This window comes from Citrobacter arsenatis (assembly GCF_004353845.1).
Taxonomy (GTDB): domain Bacteria; phylum Pseudomonadota; class Gammaproteobacteria; order Enterobacterales; family Enterobacteriaceae; genus Citrobacter; species Citrobacter arsenatis.
This window is the reverse complement of sequence record NZ_CP037864.1, coordinates 598,137-614,120: the sequence shown is the minus strand read 5'-3', so window position 1 is coordinate 614,120 and position 15,984 is coordinate 598,137. Positions and strand designations below refer to the sequence as shown.

The following is a 15,984-nucleotide window of genomic DNA, read 5'->3' as shown; positions in this document are numbered from 1 at the left end:
ATTAAATTAATATATAATTGTATTTTTAGAATAGAGCCATATTATGAATGCTGTGCTGCCATCCACGCTAACCCTGCGTCGAATCACCGAACCAGACAACGCCGCCATCGCCGCTGTGATCCGCAAAGTTTCCGCTGAATACGGGCTTACCGCCGATAAAGGCTATACCGTTGCCGACCCTAATCTGGACGAACTTTTCCAGGTTTACAGCCAGCCGGGCGCGGCCTACTGGGTGGTTGAGCAAAACGGTGAAGTCGTGGGCGGCGGCGGCGTTGCGCCGTTAGGATGTAGCGAACCGGACATTTGCGAACTACAGAAGATGTACTTCCTGTCGAGCGCACGTGGTCAGGGACTGGCGAAAAAGCTGGCGCTGATGGCGCTCGCACATGCCCGCGAGCAGGGTTTTAAGCAGTGCTATCTGGAAACCACGGCGTTTCTGACCGAGGCAATCCGCCTGTATGAACATTTAGGCTTTGAGCATATCAGCGAAGCGCTGGGCTGTACCGGGCACGTGGATTGCGAAGTGCGGATGTTAAAGCCCCTCTGACATCATGCCGAGGGGCCATATCGGCTTTACTGCATCTCAGCTGAAAGCATCAGGCGAATCACGCCAGCCGCGCGAGCGGTTGGCAACTTCAGTACCTGTGACCAAAGGTCCTGCACTATCTCACAGGCAATCTTCTCTTTGCCGACTGCTTTAGTCGGGTCAGCCATAATCTGAATATCGTCCCCGTAGCGCTGTACCAGCCCTGGGCTTATTGCTTGCAGATCCTGCAACGCCAGCTGCTTTTCCTCTGCCGTGACCGTATGTTTTTTCGGGCCGTGAGAGGCATACATCATGCTCATATCACTCGCCATGCGACGATCCATGATCTCACGCGGAACAAGACGTGCCGGGTTAATCCCACCTTTTACCGCCGGAAACAAAAAGCGGAAGCATTCGTCATCACCAATTTTGGCCACTGCAGCAATCTGCTCAAGATTAATTTTCATATATTCAATGACATTGGCATCTGGCGCCTGCTGCAATCTCGCCATTTGCAACTGAAGAATTTGCGGCTGTATCGCGTCGATAACCTGCTGTTCACTGCTACCAGATCTCTTCATCTGCGCGGCCTGGCTGATAATTTTTTGTGTCAGCGCAGGTTCCTGCTCCTTAATTACCTGAAACGCCGGATTGGAGAGCATCGCCTTTTCAAACTGCTGTTCTTCGGTCAGCCCATAATCCGGGCTTTCACGGGGGATCAGGTAGTGCACATCAAACAGATTCCACGCGATAATTGCCACCACAAAAACCACCGCGCCGGAAATCTTGCCCAGCCAGCCTTTTTTACGAAACATGCCGACAACGATAGCAATCACCGCCCCGATATAACCCGCCAACAATACGTGTGCCCAGTTCATTAACCATCCTTATGCCAAATTGTCTCTGTATAGGGATATATTTCCCCTTCGCGTGTTTTGATTATTACGGCAGCAGCGAGCGATTTCCAGCCACCAGATTTTGCTAACAAAAACAGGAAGGATTAAAGCGCGTGGCGAGAGGTACCACGCGTCAAAGAAGGGAGCTAAGCCGGTACGCCGCTGTGGAAGCGGAATTCATCGTCGGGAGAGGTAATCAACGCGGCTTCGACTTCGCCAAAGAACCGCACCCGGCTACTGATATCGTCTGCAGAAACCTGCTGCGCCAGCGCCAGGTAATCCTGATAGTGGCGCGCCTCGGATCGCAGCAGCGACAGGTAAAACGCCTGTAAATCGTCATCCAGATACGGTGCCAGCGCGGCGAATCGTTCGCAGGAACGCGCCTCAATGTACGCCCCGCAAATCAGTTTATCGATCAGCGTTAATGGCTCGTGGGTTCGCACCTCTTTGAGCATGCCTTTGGCGTAACGGCTGGCGGTAATCTTGATATAGGGAATGTTGCGGCTCATCATCGCCTCACGCACCTGCCAGAAGTGGTGCAGCTCTTCTTTGATCAGCAAAACCATACTGTCGATAAGCCTGCGTCCCCATGGGTCGTCGGTTTGTGGCATCACGCTTTTGCTTATCTGTTTATTCAGTGCAATAAAATCCGGTTCATCCCCTTCTCTGAAAGCAAAAGCCTCATAGGGTTTCAGCCAGTCCAGTAGCGCCTGCGCGCCCTGTTTATCTGCGACATACTTACGCACCAGCAGCATGGCCGTTTGCGCCGCTTTCAGCTCACAGACGAGGTGATCGGTCAGTAACAGTGGGAGATTCGCTGGTTCTCGCGCTTTATCAAGCCAGGCCTGAGGCGTTTTACAGTGCAGGAAGTTGTGGATCGGGGAGAGTATTTGCAGGTAATCCATACGTTGTCCTTGGCCTACGGCAGCAGACGCCACCGTAGGTCAGCAGATGACTTAGTGACGCACGCCGTCATCATCTTCGTCGACGAGATCTTCATCGTCGCCGTCTTCACCTTCTTCGCCGTTCGGGTCTTCAAAATAGGTGCCCCAACCGTCGTATTCCACATCATATTTTTCCGCCAGGTTCATCAGTTGCTCAACCTGAGCGTCAATCAACTCGGCATTCAGAGCGCATTCGCTCAGGATGTCACAGCAAATAACCGTGTCGCCTTCTTCCACTTCCAGCTCTTCCGGCTCGGTCACTTCATAACCCAGCTTGAAGGCTTCTACTGCCGCTTTTTCCAGGGTTTCAAAGTCGTCCGCGGAAAGGTGATGCTCGATGGTGTACAGCGCGTCGGGATCGCTGCCATCTTCGAGTAACTCTTCAATAATCAAGCGCGTTTCTTCACGCTGTTCTTCCAGTAGTTCCGGGTTTGCCATGGCTCGTTCCTCATAATGTCCTGCCGATACTCTTATTGTCACATACCGTTGTCATTGCCTCCACCTTTCCAGGAAAGATTTGTTAAACAAGGTTGCAAATGAATAAACATCCATATAAATTGAATTTTAATTCAATAAATGGCCTAAGCCATGTGAGGGAACCATGTCTGCGTTTTATCAGAAACATTTTTTGAAACTGCTTGATTTCACCTCTGCTGAACTCACGTCACTGCTCCAGCTCGCCGCACAGCTGAAGGCAGATAAGAAAAACGGTACTGAGGTCGCTAAACTCAGCGGTAAAAACATTGCGCTCATCTTCGAAAAAGACTCAACCCGTACCCGTTGCTCTTTCGAAGTTGCCGCATACGATCAAGGCGCGCGCGTGACGTATCTCGGGCCGAGCGGCAGCCAGATTGGTCATAAAGAGTCGATCAAAGACACCGCCCGCGTGCTCGGTCGTATGTACGACGGTATTCAGTATCGGGGCCACGGTCAGGAGATTGTGGAGACGCTGGCGGAATATGCCGGGGTTCCGGTATGGAATGGATTAACCAACGAGTTTCACCCTACCCAACTGCTGGCCGATTTACTCACGATGCAGGAACACCTGCCGGGTAAAGCGTTTAATGAGATGACGCTGGTCTACACCGGTGATGCCCGCAACAACATGGGCAATTCCATGCTGGAAGCTGCGGCGTTAACCGGACTGGATCTGCGCCTGGTCGCGCCACAGGCCTGCTGGCCGGAGGAAAGCCTGGTTGCGGAGTGCAAAGCGCAAGCGCTGAAAAACGGCGGCAATATTACGCTGACCGAAGATGTCGCTACGGGCGTGAAAGACGCGGATTTCATCTATACCGACGTCTGGGTATCAATGGGCGAAGCGAAAGAGAAGTGGGCCGAACGTATTGCGCTGCTGCGTAAATACCAGGTTAACAGCGCGATGATGGCGTTGACCGGCAATCCGCAGGTGAAATTCCTGCACTGCCTGCCCGCGTTTCATGACGATCAAACCACGCTTGGTAAACAAATGGCGCAGGAATATGGTCTGCACGGCGGGATGGAAGTGACCGATGAGGTCTTTGAATCACCCGCCAGTATCGTATTCGATCAGGCGGAAAACCGGATGCACACCATCAAAGCGGTAATGGTGGCAACATTGGCAAAGTAAGGGCATATGCCGGATGGCGATGCTCAGCATCTTATCCGGCCTACGGGAGCGAGGTTGTAGGCCGGGTAAGGCGAAGCCGCACCCGGCAATCTGCACCGTTGTGCCTGATGGCGCTACGCTTATCAGGCCTACGGTCCGTCACTTAACCAACAACTTAACCACCGCTTTGCGTACCATCGCTGGAGCACCGACCGCGCACAGCGGTTTATGCACTTCGCCCGGCCTACGGGAGCGAGGTTGTAGGCCGGGTAAGGCGAAGCCGCACCCGGCAATCTGCACCGTTGTGCCTGATGGCGCTACGCTTATCAGGCCTACGGTCCATCACTTAACCAACAACTTAACCACCGCTTTGCGTACCATCGCTGGAGCACCGACCGCGCACAGCGGTTTATGCACTTCGCCCGGATAGAACACCACGAAGTCACCTTCGTTCAGTACCACCGTTTTCTCCTGTACCCCTTCCGCCACGAAGGCGATATCTTTGTCCGCCAGCCAGTCTGTTTCCGGCGCGCCCGCAGGCTGCGTGCTGAAGGTCATACCTTCCTGACCTTTAAGCAGGATCTGAATATCCAGATAGCGGGCGTGATATTCGGCGCGGCGCTGTGCAAACGGCTCGGTCATATCTTCAGCAATCAGATAAAACAGACGATCGCCGTCGATATCATGCTTACCCTTTGCCGTCGCATCCGTCACATGCGCTTTAATGTGTTCAATCGCCTGACGCAGCTCTTCCGGCAGCCAGGTATCCAGGTTGTAAATATTGCCGACGATCATCTCAAACCCCTTAATTAAAACATCGTTTCATTTTGGTTGTTATACGAAAAAACACGCTGCCATACCACTGCTATTTGCCGATATTTTGCGTCAACGCATGTTTATCGCATTACTGCTGTTTGGCGTTCAGGGTGAATGAATATTCATGAGAATCGTTTGCGATGAATAAATTGTGCATTTTTCGCTTGATCCCATAACGGAGCTGAGTATAATCGCGGACAATTTGCCGGGAGGATGTATGGTTCAGTGTGTACGACATTTTGTCTTACCGCGTCTGAAAAAGGACGCTGGCCTGCCGTTTTTCTTTCCGTTGATCACCCATTCCGAGCCCCTCAATTGAGGGGCTTTTTTTTTGCCCAGGCGTCAGGAGATAAACATGGCTAACCCGCTCTATCAAAAACACATCATTTCCATAAACGACCTCAGCCGCGATGACCTCAATCTGGTCCTCGCGACGGCGGCGAAATTAAAAGCTAACCCGCAGCCGGAGCTGTTGAAGCATAAGGTCATCGCCAGCTGCTTCTTTGAGGCGTCAACCCGCACCCGTTTATCCTTTGAAACCTCCATGCACCGTCTGGGCGCCAGCGTGGTGGGTTTCTCCGACAGCAGCAACACGTCGCTGGGCAAAAAAGGCGAAACCCTGGCCGATACCATTTCCGTCATCAGCACCTATGTCGACGCCATCGTAATGCGCCACCCGCAGGAAGGCGCTGCGCGACTGGCAACGGAGTTCTCTGGCAACGTTCCGGTACTGAACGCAGGCGACGGCTCCAACCAGCATCCCACCCAAACGCTGCTGGATCTGTTTACCATTCAGGAAACTCAGGGCCGACTGGACAATCTGCAAATCGCCATGGTGGGTGACCTGAAGTATGGCCGTACCGTCCACTCCCTGACCCAGGCGCTGGCGAAGTTTGAAGGTAACCGTTTCTACTTCATCGCCCCAGACGCGCTGGCCATGCCGCAATACATTCTGGATATGCTGAACGAAAAAGGTATCGCCTGGAGCCTGCACGGCACTATTGAAGAGGTAATGGCAGAGGTCGATATCCTCTACATGACCCGCGTACAGAAAGAGCGTCTGGACCCGTCCGAATACGCCAACGTGAAAGCCCAGTTTGTTTTGCGCGCCAGCGATTTGAACGGCGCCAGAGCGAATATGAAGGTGCTGCATCCGCTGCCGCGTATTGATGAAATCACCACCGACGTCGATAAGACGCCGCACGCCTGGTATTTCCAGCAGGCTGGCAACGGCATCTTCGCCCGCCAGGCGTTACTGGCACTGGTACTGAATAGCGAACTGGCACTGTAAGGGAGAAAAAGAGATGACACACGATAACAAACTGCAGGTTGAAGCCATCAAACGTGGCACCGTGATTGACCATATTCCCGCACAGGTTGGTTTTAAGCTGCTGACGCTGTTCAAACTGACGGAAACCGACCAGCGCATCACCATCGGTCTGAACCTGCCGTCTGGCGAGATGGGCCGTAAGGATCTGATTAAAATCGAAAATACGTTCCTGACCGACGAGCAGGTAAACCAGCTCTCCCTGTATGCCCCGCAGGCAACGGTAAACCGCATTGACGATTACGACGTGGTGGGTAAATCACGTCCGAGCCTGCCTGAGCGTATTGACAATGTACTGGTTTGCCCGAACAGCAACTGTATCAGTCATGCTGAGCCGGTTTCCTCCAGTTTTGCAGTGAAAAAGCGCGCTGATGACATCGCACTCAAATGCAAATACTGTGAAAAAGAGTTTTCGCATTATGTGGTGCTGGCCAACTAATTGGGGTTGGTTATGAAATGTGGCCTCTCTATAATGGCCAGGAACATTCAATTACCGCTGTAATTCAGGAGAAATCATGAGCAAGACTATCGCGACGGAAAATGCACCAGCAGCAATCGGCCCATACGTACAGGGCGTTGACCTGGGTAGCATGGTAATTACTTCCGGTCAGATCCCGGTCGATCCGAAAACCGGTGCCGTATCGGAAGACGTGTCCGCTCAGGCACGTCAGTCGCTGGAAAACGTAAAAGCTATCGTTGAAGCAGCAGGCCTGAAAGTGGGCGACATCGTAAAAACGACCGTCTTCGTAAAAGATCTAAACGATTTCGCAACCGTAAACGCGACCTACGAAGCGTTCTTCACCGAGCACAACGCGACTTTCCCGGCGCGTTCTTGTGTGGAAGTTGCCCGTCTGCCGAAAGACGTGAAAATCGAGATTGAAGCGATCGCCGTTCGTCGCTAAACCACCTTGTGCCGGATGGCGGCTTCGCGTAATCCGGCCTACACAAGCGTAGTTTGTAGGCCCGGTAAGCGCGAGCGCCACCGGGCATTTATCACATCACGCCAAACAGTTTCGGCAGGAACAGCGAAATCGCCGGAATGTACGTTACGAGCATCAACACCAGGAACAGCACGGCATAGAATGGCAGCATTGCCTTCACCACCTGCTCTATTTTCTGCTTACTCACCGCACTGGCCACAAACAGCACCGACCCTACCGGCGGCGTAATCAGGCCGATCCCTAAGTTCACCAACATGATCATGCCAAAATGGACCGGATCAATGCCGAGCGCGTTGGTCACCGGCAGCAGTACCGGTGTCAAAATCAGGATCAGCGGCGCCATATCCATCAGCGTACCGATCAGCAGCAGCATGATGTTAATGCACATCAGGATGACGTATTTATTGTCCGAGATGCTGGTGAAGGCTTCGGTGATACGCATCGGCAACTGCATATAGGTCATGACGGCACCGAACGCAGCGGCAAAGCCGATCAGGATCATGACGATCGTGACCGTTTTCACCGTGCGGAACATCAGCTTCGGCAACTCAGACCATTTATAGTCACGATAGATAAACATGGTGACAAAGAAAGCCCACAGACAGGCAATCGCCGCCGACTCCGTCGCGGTAAAGATACCTGACAGGATCCCGCCCATGATGATCACAACCGTCATCAAGCCCCACAGCGTATCGACGAAAATCTTCAGCGCCTGGCGAAACGGTACGCGCTCCCCTTTTGGATAACCGCGTTTGTGGGCAAACGCCACGCACATCACCATCAGGCTGAAGCTTAACAGCAGGCCCGGCAGGATCCCGGCGATGAACAGCGCGGCAATCGACACTGTCCCACCCGTTGCCAGCGAGTAAATGACCGAGTTATGGCTGGGCGGTGTGAGGATCGCCTGCACCGAGCCGCTGGCGGTTACCGCCGCGGCGAAGTCGCGCGGATAACCTTTTTTATCCATCTCCGGGATCATTACCGAACCGATAGACGCGGTATCTGCCACGGACGATCCGGAAATGGCGCCAAAAAAGGTCGACGCCACAATGTTCACCAGCGACAGCCCGCCGCGGATAAAACCGACAAAAATATAGGCAAAGTTCACCAACCGCCGCGCAATTCCCCCTTCGGCCATGATCGCTCCAGCCAGAATAAAAAACGGGATCGCCAGCAGTGAAAACTTATTCACTCCGCTGGTCAGTTGGATCATTACCGCTTCCAGCGGAATATCAATGTACCAGGCCCCAATGATGGCGCTAATGCCAACCGCGTACGCTACCGGTACCCCAATCGCCAGCATAATGCCGAGCGTAAAGACGAGAATAAATGCATCCATCTGCTTTCCTTTCTGAAATGGGGGCGGTAACTAGCTGGTCGATCCCAGCATGACAACGGGACGTTGATACTGCGGGCCACGGAAAATCTTTTCCGCAATAAACAACAGCGTTATGGCAGAGCCAATCGGCAACGGAAGATAGTTTTGCCCGGCGCTTAAAAGCGGGAATTCCGCCACGGGCTGGTCCCACAGTTCAAGACAGAGATTGGTTCCGTACCAGAGGATAAACAGGCTTATCGCCACTAACATAACGTCTGCGATTACCGAGCAATAACGGCGGGAAGCATCACCCAGACGGTCAGTCACCATGCTCACCGCGATATGAGAACCTGCGCGATAGCTCACCGCCGCGCCAATAAAGGTGAATGTCACCATACAGAGAATAGCGACTGGCTCAGGCCATGACAGGGCGTTATTCAGAACATAACGCGCGAATATGCCAATAGGGATAATGGCGACCATGACCAATAATGCGATACCGGCAATCCACATTGACACCCGATAAAGAAAATCCATTACCGATGAATAGCATTCACCCATAATCATCACCTCGAATTAATCAAAAGATTCAGGTGGAGGATTGATATCCTCCACCTGATGAATTACTTCACATCCTGAATACGTTTGATCAAATCCTGGTGGTCTTTACCGTAATTATCCCGCACTGACTGCGTGGCTTTATAGAAATAGTCCGTATCAATATCGTGGAACTGAACGCCGTTGGTTTTCATAGTTTCCAGCGATTTTGCATTATAATCCTGCCAAAGTTTGCGTTGCTCTACCTGAGCTTCTTTAGCGAGTTTAATAATGAGATCCTGGTCTTCTTTTTTCAACTTATCCCATTTAGCTTTCGAGAACAAAAAAAGCTCAGGAATAATAAAGTGTTTGCTCCAGGTATAGTTTTTCACGACCGGCAAATAGTTGTGCGCAACAAACGTTGGCGGGTTATTTTCCGTGCCATCAATAACGCCGGTCTGCATGCCGCTAAAGACTTCACTGACGCCCATTACAACGGAGTTAGCGCCCATCGCTTTCAGGGTATCCAGCGCTATCGGGCTCCCTTGAACGCGGATTTTCATACCGTGTAAATCTTCCGGTTTCACCACCGGATTCTTGGTGATCAGATTACGCGTCCCCGCATCCATCCAACCCAAAAACACCAGCCGTGATTTGGTGTTGGCAGTCAGGCGGTCGCCAATTTCCTGACCGATCATGCCGTCGAGAACCTTATGCATATGGTCTTCATCACGGAAAATATAGGGCAAGGTAAATACGTTAATTTCAGGGAGGATAGCAGCGACAGGTGTCATCGAGACGCGAATAATATCGATAGCGCCTAATTGCGCTTGTTCAATCATCTGTTTTTCATCACCTAACACGCCACCGGGAAATGTTTTAATCTCCAGACGGCCGTCGGTCGCGGCGCTCAGTTTTTCCCCCATATGTTTGACGGCAACAACGTTCGGGTAATCAGCCGGGTGCACGTCTGCGGCGCGGAAGGTCTGTGCCAGCGTTACATGACTCGCCAGTAATACAGACGCACCAATACACAGACTTATCAGGTTTTTTGTCAGTTTCATTTGTCCTTCTCCAGAAGTTCATAATATCCATTAACAGGAATAGCTTGCAGAGCAAATGACTGCCGGAATTAAAAATGGGCAGCGAGAAACTTTCTTAACGACGTTACCTGCGCAGACTAACTGGTGTAACAATTTATTTCGATGACTGCCTTCACAAAAAAAAACCAAGCTCTATAATTTTTAGCACGCTGTTTCATTTTTGCAACGCAGATCGTTTTCCTGATAAAAAAGCAACGCAAAAGACGCGGTTTTATACTAATTAGCCGCGTTAGTATTTCAATAAAAATAAAACACCAATATTTCGGGAGAATATCTTTCGAATGAAAAAAAGAATGCAGGATGGTATTAACACCATCCTGCAGAGACATTGAGGATTACTGCCAGCCGTAGCGGCGGCTATAAAAACCTTTCACTAACTGGGTTAATGTCATGTAACCCGCCAGAATCGCAATCAGCCACGGGAAGTAGCTCAGCGGCAGCGCCTGCAATTGCAGATAGCTGGCCAGCGGCGAGAACGGTAATGCAATGCCCACCACCATCACCACCAGCGTCATTAGCATCAGCGGCCATGCGGCGCGGCTTTGGATGAACGGCACGCGACGGGTACGTATCATATGCACAATCAGCGTTTGCGACAGCAGGCCCACCACGAACCAGCCAGACTGGAACAACGTCTGATGTTCTGGCGTATTAGCATGGAAGACGAACCACATCAGGCAAAAGGTCAGAATGTCGAAGATCGAGCTGATCGGTCCAAAGAAGATCATAAAGCGGCCCAACTCGGCGGGATTCCAGCGCTGCGGCTTTTTGATCTGCTCTTCGTCGACGTTATCAAACGGAATCGCCACCTGGGATACATCGTACAGCAGGTTCTGGATCAGTAAGTGCAGCGGCAGCATCGGCAGGAACGGTAAGAAGGCGCTCGCCACCAATACGCTAAACACGTTACCGAAGTTAGAACTGGCCGTCATTTTGATGTATTTCAGCATGTTCGAGAAGGTGCGGCGTCCTTCGATCACCCCTTCTTCCAGCACCATCAGGCTCTTTTCCAGCAGGATGATATCAGCGGCTTCACGTGCAATATCAACCGCGCCGTCAACGGAGATACCGATGTCCGCAGCGCGCAGCGCCGGGGCGTCGTTGATGCCATCGCCCATAAAGCCAACCACATGGCCTTCGCGCTTGAGCAGCGTGACAATGCGCTCTTTGTGCATTGGCGTCAGGCGAGCAAACAGTGTGGTGCGCTGAGCAAGCGTTGCCAGTTCGTCATCGCTTAACCCTTCAATGCTGCTACCGATAACCACATCGCCCGCATCCAGCCCCACTTCATGACACACTTTCGCCGCCACCAGCTCGCTATCGCCGGTGAGGATTTTCACCGTTATACCGCTGGCTTTCAGCGCTTTGAGCGCCGGCGCGGTGGTCTCTTTCGGCGGATCGAGGAACGCGATATAGCCTTCGAGGATCAGGTCGGATTCATCAATACGCTGGTAATCGCCCTCACGCGCAGGCAGGTACTTGGTGGCCACCGCCACTACGCGCAGCCCCTGACGATTCAGCGTATCGGTAACGCGTTTCACCCGACGCAGCATGCCCTCATCCAATGGGACAATCTCGCCGTTGTGGCGCACCTGGGTGCAGACGCTGAGGATCTCCTGTAGCGCGCCTTTGCACACCAGTTGATGCACATCGGTTTCTTCCGCGACCACCACCGACATGCGGCGACGTTCAAAATCAAACGGGATCTCATCAATTTTCTGCCAGCGGGTAGAGAGCTGACGGGCAGATTCTTCATCCACGCCTTCCAGCACCGCCGTATCCAGCAGATTCTTCAGCCCGGTCTGATAATGGCTGTTCAGCCACGCGGAATGCAGGACGTGTTCGCTGGGTTTACCGGAGATATCGGTATGATTCTCCAGCACAATTTTATCCTGGGTCAGGGTGCCGGTTTTATCGGTACACAGGATATCCATCGCGCCAAAGTTTTGGATGGCGTCGAGGTGTTTGACGATGACCTTTTGTTTTGACAGCTTCACCGCCCCGCGCGCCAGCGTCGAGGTGACGATCATCGGCAGCATTTCCGGGGTCAATCCCACCGCCACAGACAGGGCGAACAGCGCCGCTTCCCACCAGTCACCTTTGGTATAGCCGTTAATGATAAGCACAATGGGCGCCATCACCAGCATAAAGCGGATCAGCAACATGCTGACGCGACCAATCCCTTTCTGGAAGGCATTCTGCTCGCTTTCCTGCTCGCTGACGCGGCCCGCCAGTTGCCCGAACCAGGTATTGGCTCCGGTTGAAATCACGATGGCCTGCGCTGTTCCGCTCACCACGTTGGTGCCCATAAAGCACAGGGTATCGCATTCCAGCGGGTTGCTTTGCTGCGGGTCGCGGCTGGTTGCGACTTTCTCCACCGGCAGCGATTCACCGGTCAGCGAAGCCTGAGCCACGAACAGGTCACGCGCCTGCAACACGCGCAGGTCGGCCGGGATCATATCCCCTGCCGCCAGCTTGATAATATCGCCGGGAACCAACTGGTCGATCGGTAGTTCAACCCAGCCGTTCTCCCCTTTCTCGTTGATAACGCGCAGCACCGTGGCGGTGTTGCTGACCATCGCTTTCAGCGCATCTGCCGCTTTGGTGGAACGCGCCTCCTGCACAAAATTCAGCAGCGTAGAGATGACGACCATCAGAGCGATGACGCCAGCGGCAAACAGGTCTTCGGTGGCATAGGAAATCGCACCGAGGATGGTCAGCAGAATATTAAACGGGTTGCGATAGCAGACCCACAGATGCACCCACCATGGCGACGGCTTCTGCGCCGGCAGTTGGTTTTCACCATGTAATTCGCGAGCGTTTTCGACTTCCGCGGCGTTCAACCCTTCCGGATGCGCGCCGAACGTTTTCCACAGCGCGGCTTCGTCCATCAACGCCATTTTCAGGCAGTGTTCGCTCAGCGAAGGCGGGATCGGCGTGCTGGCAACGGTCTGAGCATTAGGCAACGGATCGCGATGCACCAGACGATGCGGTAAATGGCGGTTTAGCCGGGCAAACAGCTGGCGAGTCATATTTTTGAACATAGGCAGTCCCTCTGCACCAGTCTCAACAGGCGCAGTAAATCATTCAGGCGTGGCAAAGCCTTGCCTGATGGCAATTTTAAAATCAAAACAGGGACGTCAGAACGTCACTGTCTTACAGTTCCGGTAAGACAGTGAAAGACAGGCTTACCGGAAAGGGGTGTTTCTCCATCTCGGGAGAGGGGTGGGATCGGGATCCATATAGCCTCCGGTAAGTGAATGATTAACGCCGCGGATTATACGCAGAAAACCATAAGGTTTGTGGCAATTATGGCGTTATGATAAACCATGGAAACTAAACCAAACGTATACCAGACTTTGCCCATTGCGCCGCGCTTGAGTAAAGTTATTCTCTATTTGGCATAACTTCACACGCGACACGGGAAAACAGGATGCAAAACCGGCTGACAATTAAAGACATCGCCCGCTTAAGCGGTGTGGGAAAATCAACCGTTTCCCGTGTGCTCAACAATGAAAGCGGCGTGAGTGAACGCACCCGCGAACGCGTTGAAGCGGTGATGAATCAGCACGGTTTTTCCCCTTCCCGCTCCGCACGCGCCATGCGCGGGCAAAGCGACAAGGTGGTGGCGATAATCGTCACGCGTCTGGACTCGCTTTCGGAAAATCTCGCCGTGCAAACCATGCTGCCCGCCTTTTATGAGCAGGGTTACGACCCGATCATGATGGAAAGCCAGTTCTCACCCGAGCTGGTTGAGGAGCACCTCGGCATGCTCAGACGCCGCAATATTGACGGCGTGGTGCTGTTTGGTTTTACCGGCATAACCGAATCGATGCTCGCCTCCTGGCAGGATTCGCTGGTGCTGCTGGCCAGAGATGCCAAAGGCTTTGCCTCCGTCTGCTATGACGATGAGGGCGCCATTCGCACCCTGATGCAGCGTTTATACGATCGCGAGCATCGGCAGATTAGCTTTCTTGGCGTTCCTCATAGCGACGTGACCACCGGTAAGCGCCGCCATGAAGCCTACCTGGCGTTCTGTAAGAAACATAAACTGCACCCCGTCGCCGCGCTGCCGGGTCTGGCCATGAAGCAGGGCTATGAGCAGGCCGCCAACGTCATCACCCCGGAAACCACCGCCTTAGTCTGCGCAACGGATACCCTCGCCCTTGGGGTCAGTAAATATCTACAGGAACAGCGAATAGAGAACCTGCAGTTGGCGAGCGTGGGCAGCACGCCGCTGATGAAATTCCTCCATCCGGAAATTATCACCGTCGATCCAGGATACGCCGAAGCCGGGCGACAAGCGGCCTCGCAGCTGATCGAACAGATCAACGGCCGTAGCGAACCACGACAAATCATTATTCCTTCCACCCTCTCCTGATCGCTTTCTGAGCGTTAATTTGTGATCTTCGCTGTGTTTCGGGAACGTTCCCATTTTTAAATATTCATCGGCGATATACTCTGGCGCCAACAACGAGAGAGTTGCCGAATGACGACGCTACAGCATCTTTTCCGGTCTACGGGGAACACACATCATCATGAGCAAAATAAAACAAGCAGACATCGACCGGCTGATTGAGCTGGTAGGCGGGCGCGACAATATCGCCACGGTGAGTCACTGCATTACTCGCCTGCGTTTTGTGCTGAATCAGCCAGCAAACGCCAGGCCGAAAGAGATCGAATTGTTGCCAATGGTCAAAGGCTGCTTCACCAACGCCGGACAGTTTCAGGTGGTGATTGGCACCGAGGTGGGCGATTACTATCAAGCGCTACTGGCGACAACCGGCCAGGCCAGCGCCGACAAAGAGCAGGCGAAAAAAGCCGCTCGGCAGAATATGAAATGGCACGAGCAGCTCATTTCTCATTTTGCGGAGATCTTCTTCCCGCTGCTGCCAGCGCTGATTAGCGGCGGCCTGATCTTAGGTTTTCGTAACGTGATCGGCGATCTGCCCATGAGTAACGGGCAGACGCTGGCGCAGATGCATCCTTCGCTGAAAACCCTTTATGACTTCCTGTGGCTGATTGGCGAGGCGATCTTCTTCTATTTGCCGGTCGGGATCTGCTGGTCGGCGGTGAAGAAAATGGGCGGTACGCCGATCCTCGGAATTGTACTGGGCGTGACCCTGGTTTCACCGCAGTTAATGAACGCCTATCTGCTCGGTCAGCAGGTGCCGGAAGTGTGGAACTTCGGCCTGTTCAGCATTGAGAAAGTCGGCTACCAGGCGCAGGTTATTCCGGCACTGCTGGCCGGTCTGGCGCTCGGGTTTATTGAAACGCGCATGAAACGCATCGTCCCGGATTATCTGTATCTGGTGATAGTCCCAGTGTGTTCGCTGATCCTTGCAGTGTTCCTTGCGCACGCCTTTATCGGTCCGTTTGGCCGCATGATCGGCGACGGCGTCGCGTTTGCGGTCCGTCATCTGCTGACCGGCAGCTTTGCCCCTATCGGCGCGGCGCTGTTCGGCTTCTTGTACGCCCCGCTGGTGATCACCGGCGTGCATCAGACCACGCTGGCCATCGACATGCAGATGATTCAGAGCATGGGCGGTACGCCGGTATGGCCACTGATCGCACTGTCGAATATCGCCCAGGCCTCGGCGGTAGTCGGGATCATTATCTCCAGTCGAAAACACAACGAACGAGAAATCTCCGTTCCTGCCGCGATCTCCGCTTATCTCGGAGTAACTGAACCGGCAATGTACGGGATCAACCTGAAATACCGCTTCCCGATGCTGTGCGCAATGATCGGCTCCGGTCTCGCCGGACTGCTGTGCGGTCTGAACGGTGTGTTGGCGAATGGGATTGGCGTCGGCGGTTTGCCGGGCATCCTCTCCATCCAGCCGACTTACTGGCAGGTCTTTGGTATGGCGATGGTCATTGCGATTGTTATCCCAATGGTACTGACCTCATTCGTTTACCAGCGCAAACATCGTCTGGGCACATTACAAATTGTCTAACTTTTCTTCGGGGCGCAGTTGCGCCCCAACGTAT

19 protein-coding genes are annotated in these 15,984 nt (G+C 53.2%); 10 read left to right on the top strand and 9 right to left on the bottom strand.

Annotated features, from left to right (window positions below):
• The first annotated feature begins 43 nt into the window (after positions 1-43).
• Entirely contained in the window at positions 44-547 is a 504-nt protein-coding gene (locus tag E1B03_RS03910; protein WP_133085700.1) for a GNAT family N-acetyltransferase, read from the top strand.
• A 26-nt stretch (positions 548-573) separates the two neighbouring features.
• Here E1B03_RS03910 and E1B03_RS03905 read toward each other — a convergent pair whose 3' ends face one another.
• From E1B03_RS03905 to rraB, 3 genes are all read right to left on the bottom strand, one after another.
• Positions 574-1,404, bottom strand: a complete 831-nt coding sequence (locus tag E1B03_RS03905) for a topoisomerase II (protein WP_133085699.1) — start codon at positions 1,402-1,404, stop codon at positions 574-576.
• Between the two features lie 164 nt (positions 1,405-1,568).
• Positions 1,569-2,327: a tRNA isopentenyl-2-thiomethyl-A-37 hydroxylase MiaE gene (gene miaE / locus E1B03_RS03900; protein WP_103768586.1), complete on the bottom strand. Its 759-nt coding sequence runs from the start codon at positions 2,325-2,327 to the stop codon at positions 1,569-1,571.
• A 51-nt stretch (positions 2,328-2,378) separates the two neighbouring features.
• Positions 2,379-2,804 carry a ribonuclease E inhibitor RraB gene (rraB, locus tag E1B03_RS03895; RefSeq protein ID WP_003025845.1) on the bottom strand — a complete coding sequence of 142 codons (426 nt, stop codon included), beginning with the start codon at positions 2,802-2,804 and terminating at the stop codon, positions 2,379-2,381.
• 98 nt (positions 2,805-2,902) lie between these two features.
• Between rraB and argL the strand changes: the two genes are divergently transcribed.
• Positions 2,903-2,998, top strand: coding sequence for a putative translational regulatory protein ArgL (argL, locus tag E1B03_RS26675; protein ID WP_370867251.1), 96 nt, complete (start codon positions 2,903-2,905; stop codon positions 2,996-2,998).
• Positions 2,968-3,972, top strand: coding sequence for an ornithine carbamoyltransferase (argF, locus tag E1B03_RS03890; RefSeq protein WP_103768587.1), 1,005 nt, complete (start codon positions 2,968-2,970; stop codon positions 3,970-3,972). The genes argL and argF overlap by 31 nt, the downstream gene beginning before the upstream one ends.
• 321 nt (positions 3,973-4,293) lie before the next feature.
• On the opposite strand, the gene E1B03_RS03880 is transcribed toward argF, so the two are convergent.
• Entirely contained in the window at positions 4,294-4,746 is a 453-nt protein-coding gene (locus E1B03_RS03880; protein WP_103768588.1) for a YhcH/YjgK/YiaL family protein, read from the bottom strand.
• Positions 4,747-4,984: 238 nt separating this feature from the next.
• Here E1B03_RS03880 and pyrL point away from each other — a divergent pair, with 238 nt between their 5' ends.
• The 5 genes from pyrL (at position 4,985) to ridA (ending at position 6,996) form a co-directional block, all read left to right on the top strand.
• Entirely contained in the window at positions 4,985-5,086 is a 102-nt protein-coding gene (gene pyrL, locus E1B03_RS03875; protein ID WP_003025819.1) for a pyr operon leader peptide, read from the top strand.
• A complete protein-coding gene (locus E1B03_RS26670) occupies positions 5,067-5,120 on the top strand; it encodes a pyrBI operon leader peptide (RefSeq protein ID WP_106875647.1) in 54 nt (17 codons plus the stop codon). The genes pyrL and E1B03_RS26670 overlap by 20 nt, the downstream gene beginning before the upstream one ends.
• Positions 5,121-5,122: 2 nt before the next feature.
• Entirely contained in the window at positions 5,123-6,058 is a 936-nt protein-coding gene (pyrB, locus tag E1B03_RS03865; protein ID WP_016151493.1) for an aspartate carbamoyltransferase, read from the top strand.
• A gap of 13 nt (positions 6,059-6,071) precedes the next feature.
• Positions 6,072-6,533, top strand: a complete 462-nt coding sequence (pyrI, locus tag E1B03_RS03860; RefSeq protein WP_003025816.1) for an aspartate carbamoyltransferase regulatory subunit — start codon at positions 6,072-6,074, stop codon at positions 6,531-6,533.
• A 76-nt stretch (positions 6,534-6,609) separates the two neighbouring features.
• Positions 6,610-6,996, top strand: coding sequence for a 2-iminobutanoate/2-iminopropanoate deaminase (ridA, locus tag E1B03_RS03855; protein WP_006686395.1), 387 nt, complete (start codon positions 6,610-6,612; stop codon positions 6,994-6,996).
• Positions 6,997-7,087: 91 nt separating this feature from the next.
• On the opposite strand, the gene E1B03_RS03850 is transcribed toward ridA, so the two are convergent.
• The 5 genes from E1B03_RS03850 to mgtL all read right to left on the bottom strand — a co-directional run bounded on the left by E1B03_RS03850 (position 7,088) and on the right by mgtL (position 13,235).
• Positions 7,088-8,374 carry a TRAP transporter large permease gene (locus tag E1B03_RS03850; RefSeq protein WP_006686394.1) on the bottom strand — a complete coding sequence of 429 codons (1,287 nt, stop codon included), beginning with the start codon at positions 8,372-8,374 and terminating at the stop codon, positions 7,088-7,090.
• 30 nt (positions 8,375-8,404) lie between these two features.
• Positions 8,405-8,914, bottom strand: a complete 510-nt coding sequence (locus E1B03_RS03845; protein WP_043018240.1) for a TRAP transporter small permease — start codon at positions 8,912-8,914, stop codon at positions 8,405-8,407.
• 62 nt (positions 8,915-8,976) lie between these two features.
• Positions 8,977-9,954, bottom strand: coding sequence for a TRAP transporter substrate-binding protein (locus E1B03_RS03840; RefSeq protein WP_103768590.1), 978 nt, complete (start codon positions 9,952-9,954; stop codon positions 8,977-8,979).
• Between the two features lie 374 nt (positions 9,955-10,328).
• On the bottom strand, positions 10,329-13,037 hold the full coding sequence (mgtA, locus tag E1B03_RS03835; protein WP_103768591.1) for a magnesium-translocating P-type ATPase: 2,709 nt from the start codon (positions 13,035-13,037) through the stop codon (positions 10,329-10,331).
• A gap of 144 nt (positions 13,038-13,181) precedes the next feature.
• Positions 13,182-13,235 carry a mgtA regulatory leader peptide MgtL gene (gene mgtL / locus E1B03_RS26665; RefSeq protein WP_219816547.1) on the bottom strand — a complete coding sequence of 18 codons (54 nt, stop codon included), beginning with the start codon at positions 13,233-13,235 and terminating at the stop codon, positions 13,182-13,184.
• A 191-nt stretch (positions 13,236-13,426) separates the two neighbouring features.
• Between mgtL and treR the strand changes: the two genes are divergently transcribed.
• Positions 13,427-14,374 carry a trehalose operon repressor TreR gene (gene treR / locus E1B03_RS03830; RefSeq protein WP_133085698.1) on the top strand — a complete coding sequence of 316 codons (948 nt, stop codon included), beginning with the start codon at positions 13,427-13,429 and terminating at the stop codon, positions 14,372-14,374.
• Between the two features lie 157 nt (positions 14,375-14,531).
• Entirely contained in the window at positions 14,532-15,950 is a 1,419-nt protein-coding gene (treB, locus tag E1B03_RS03825; RefSeq protein WP_103768593.1) for a PTS trehalose transporter subunit IIBC, read from the top strand.
• The last annotated feature ends 34 nt before the right edge of the window (positions 15,951-15,984 follow it).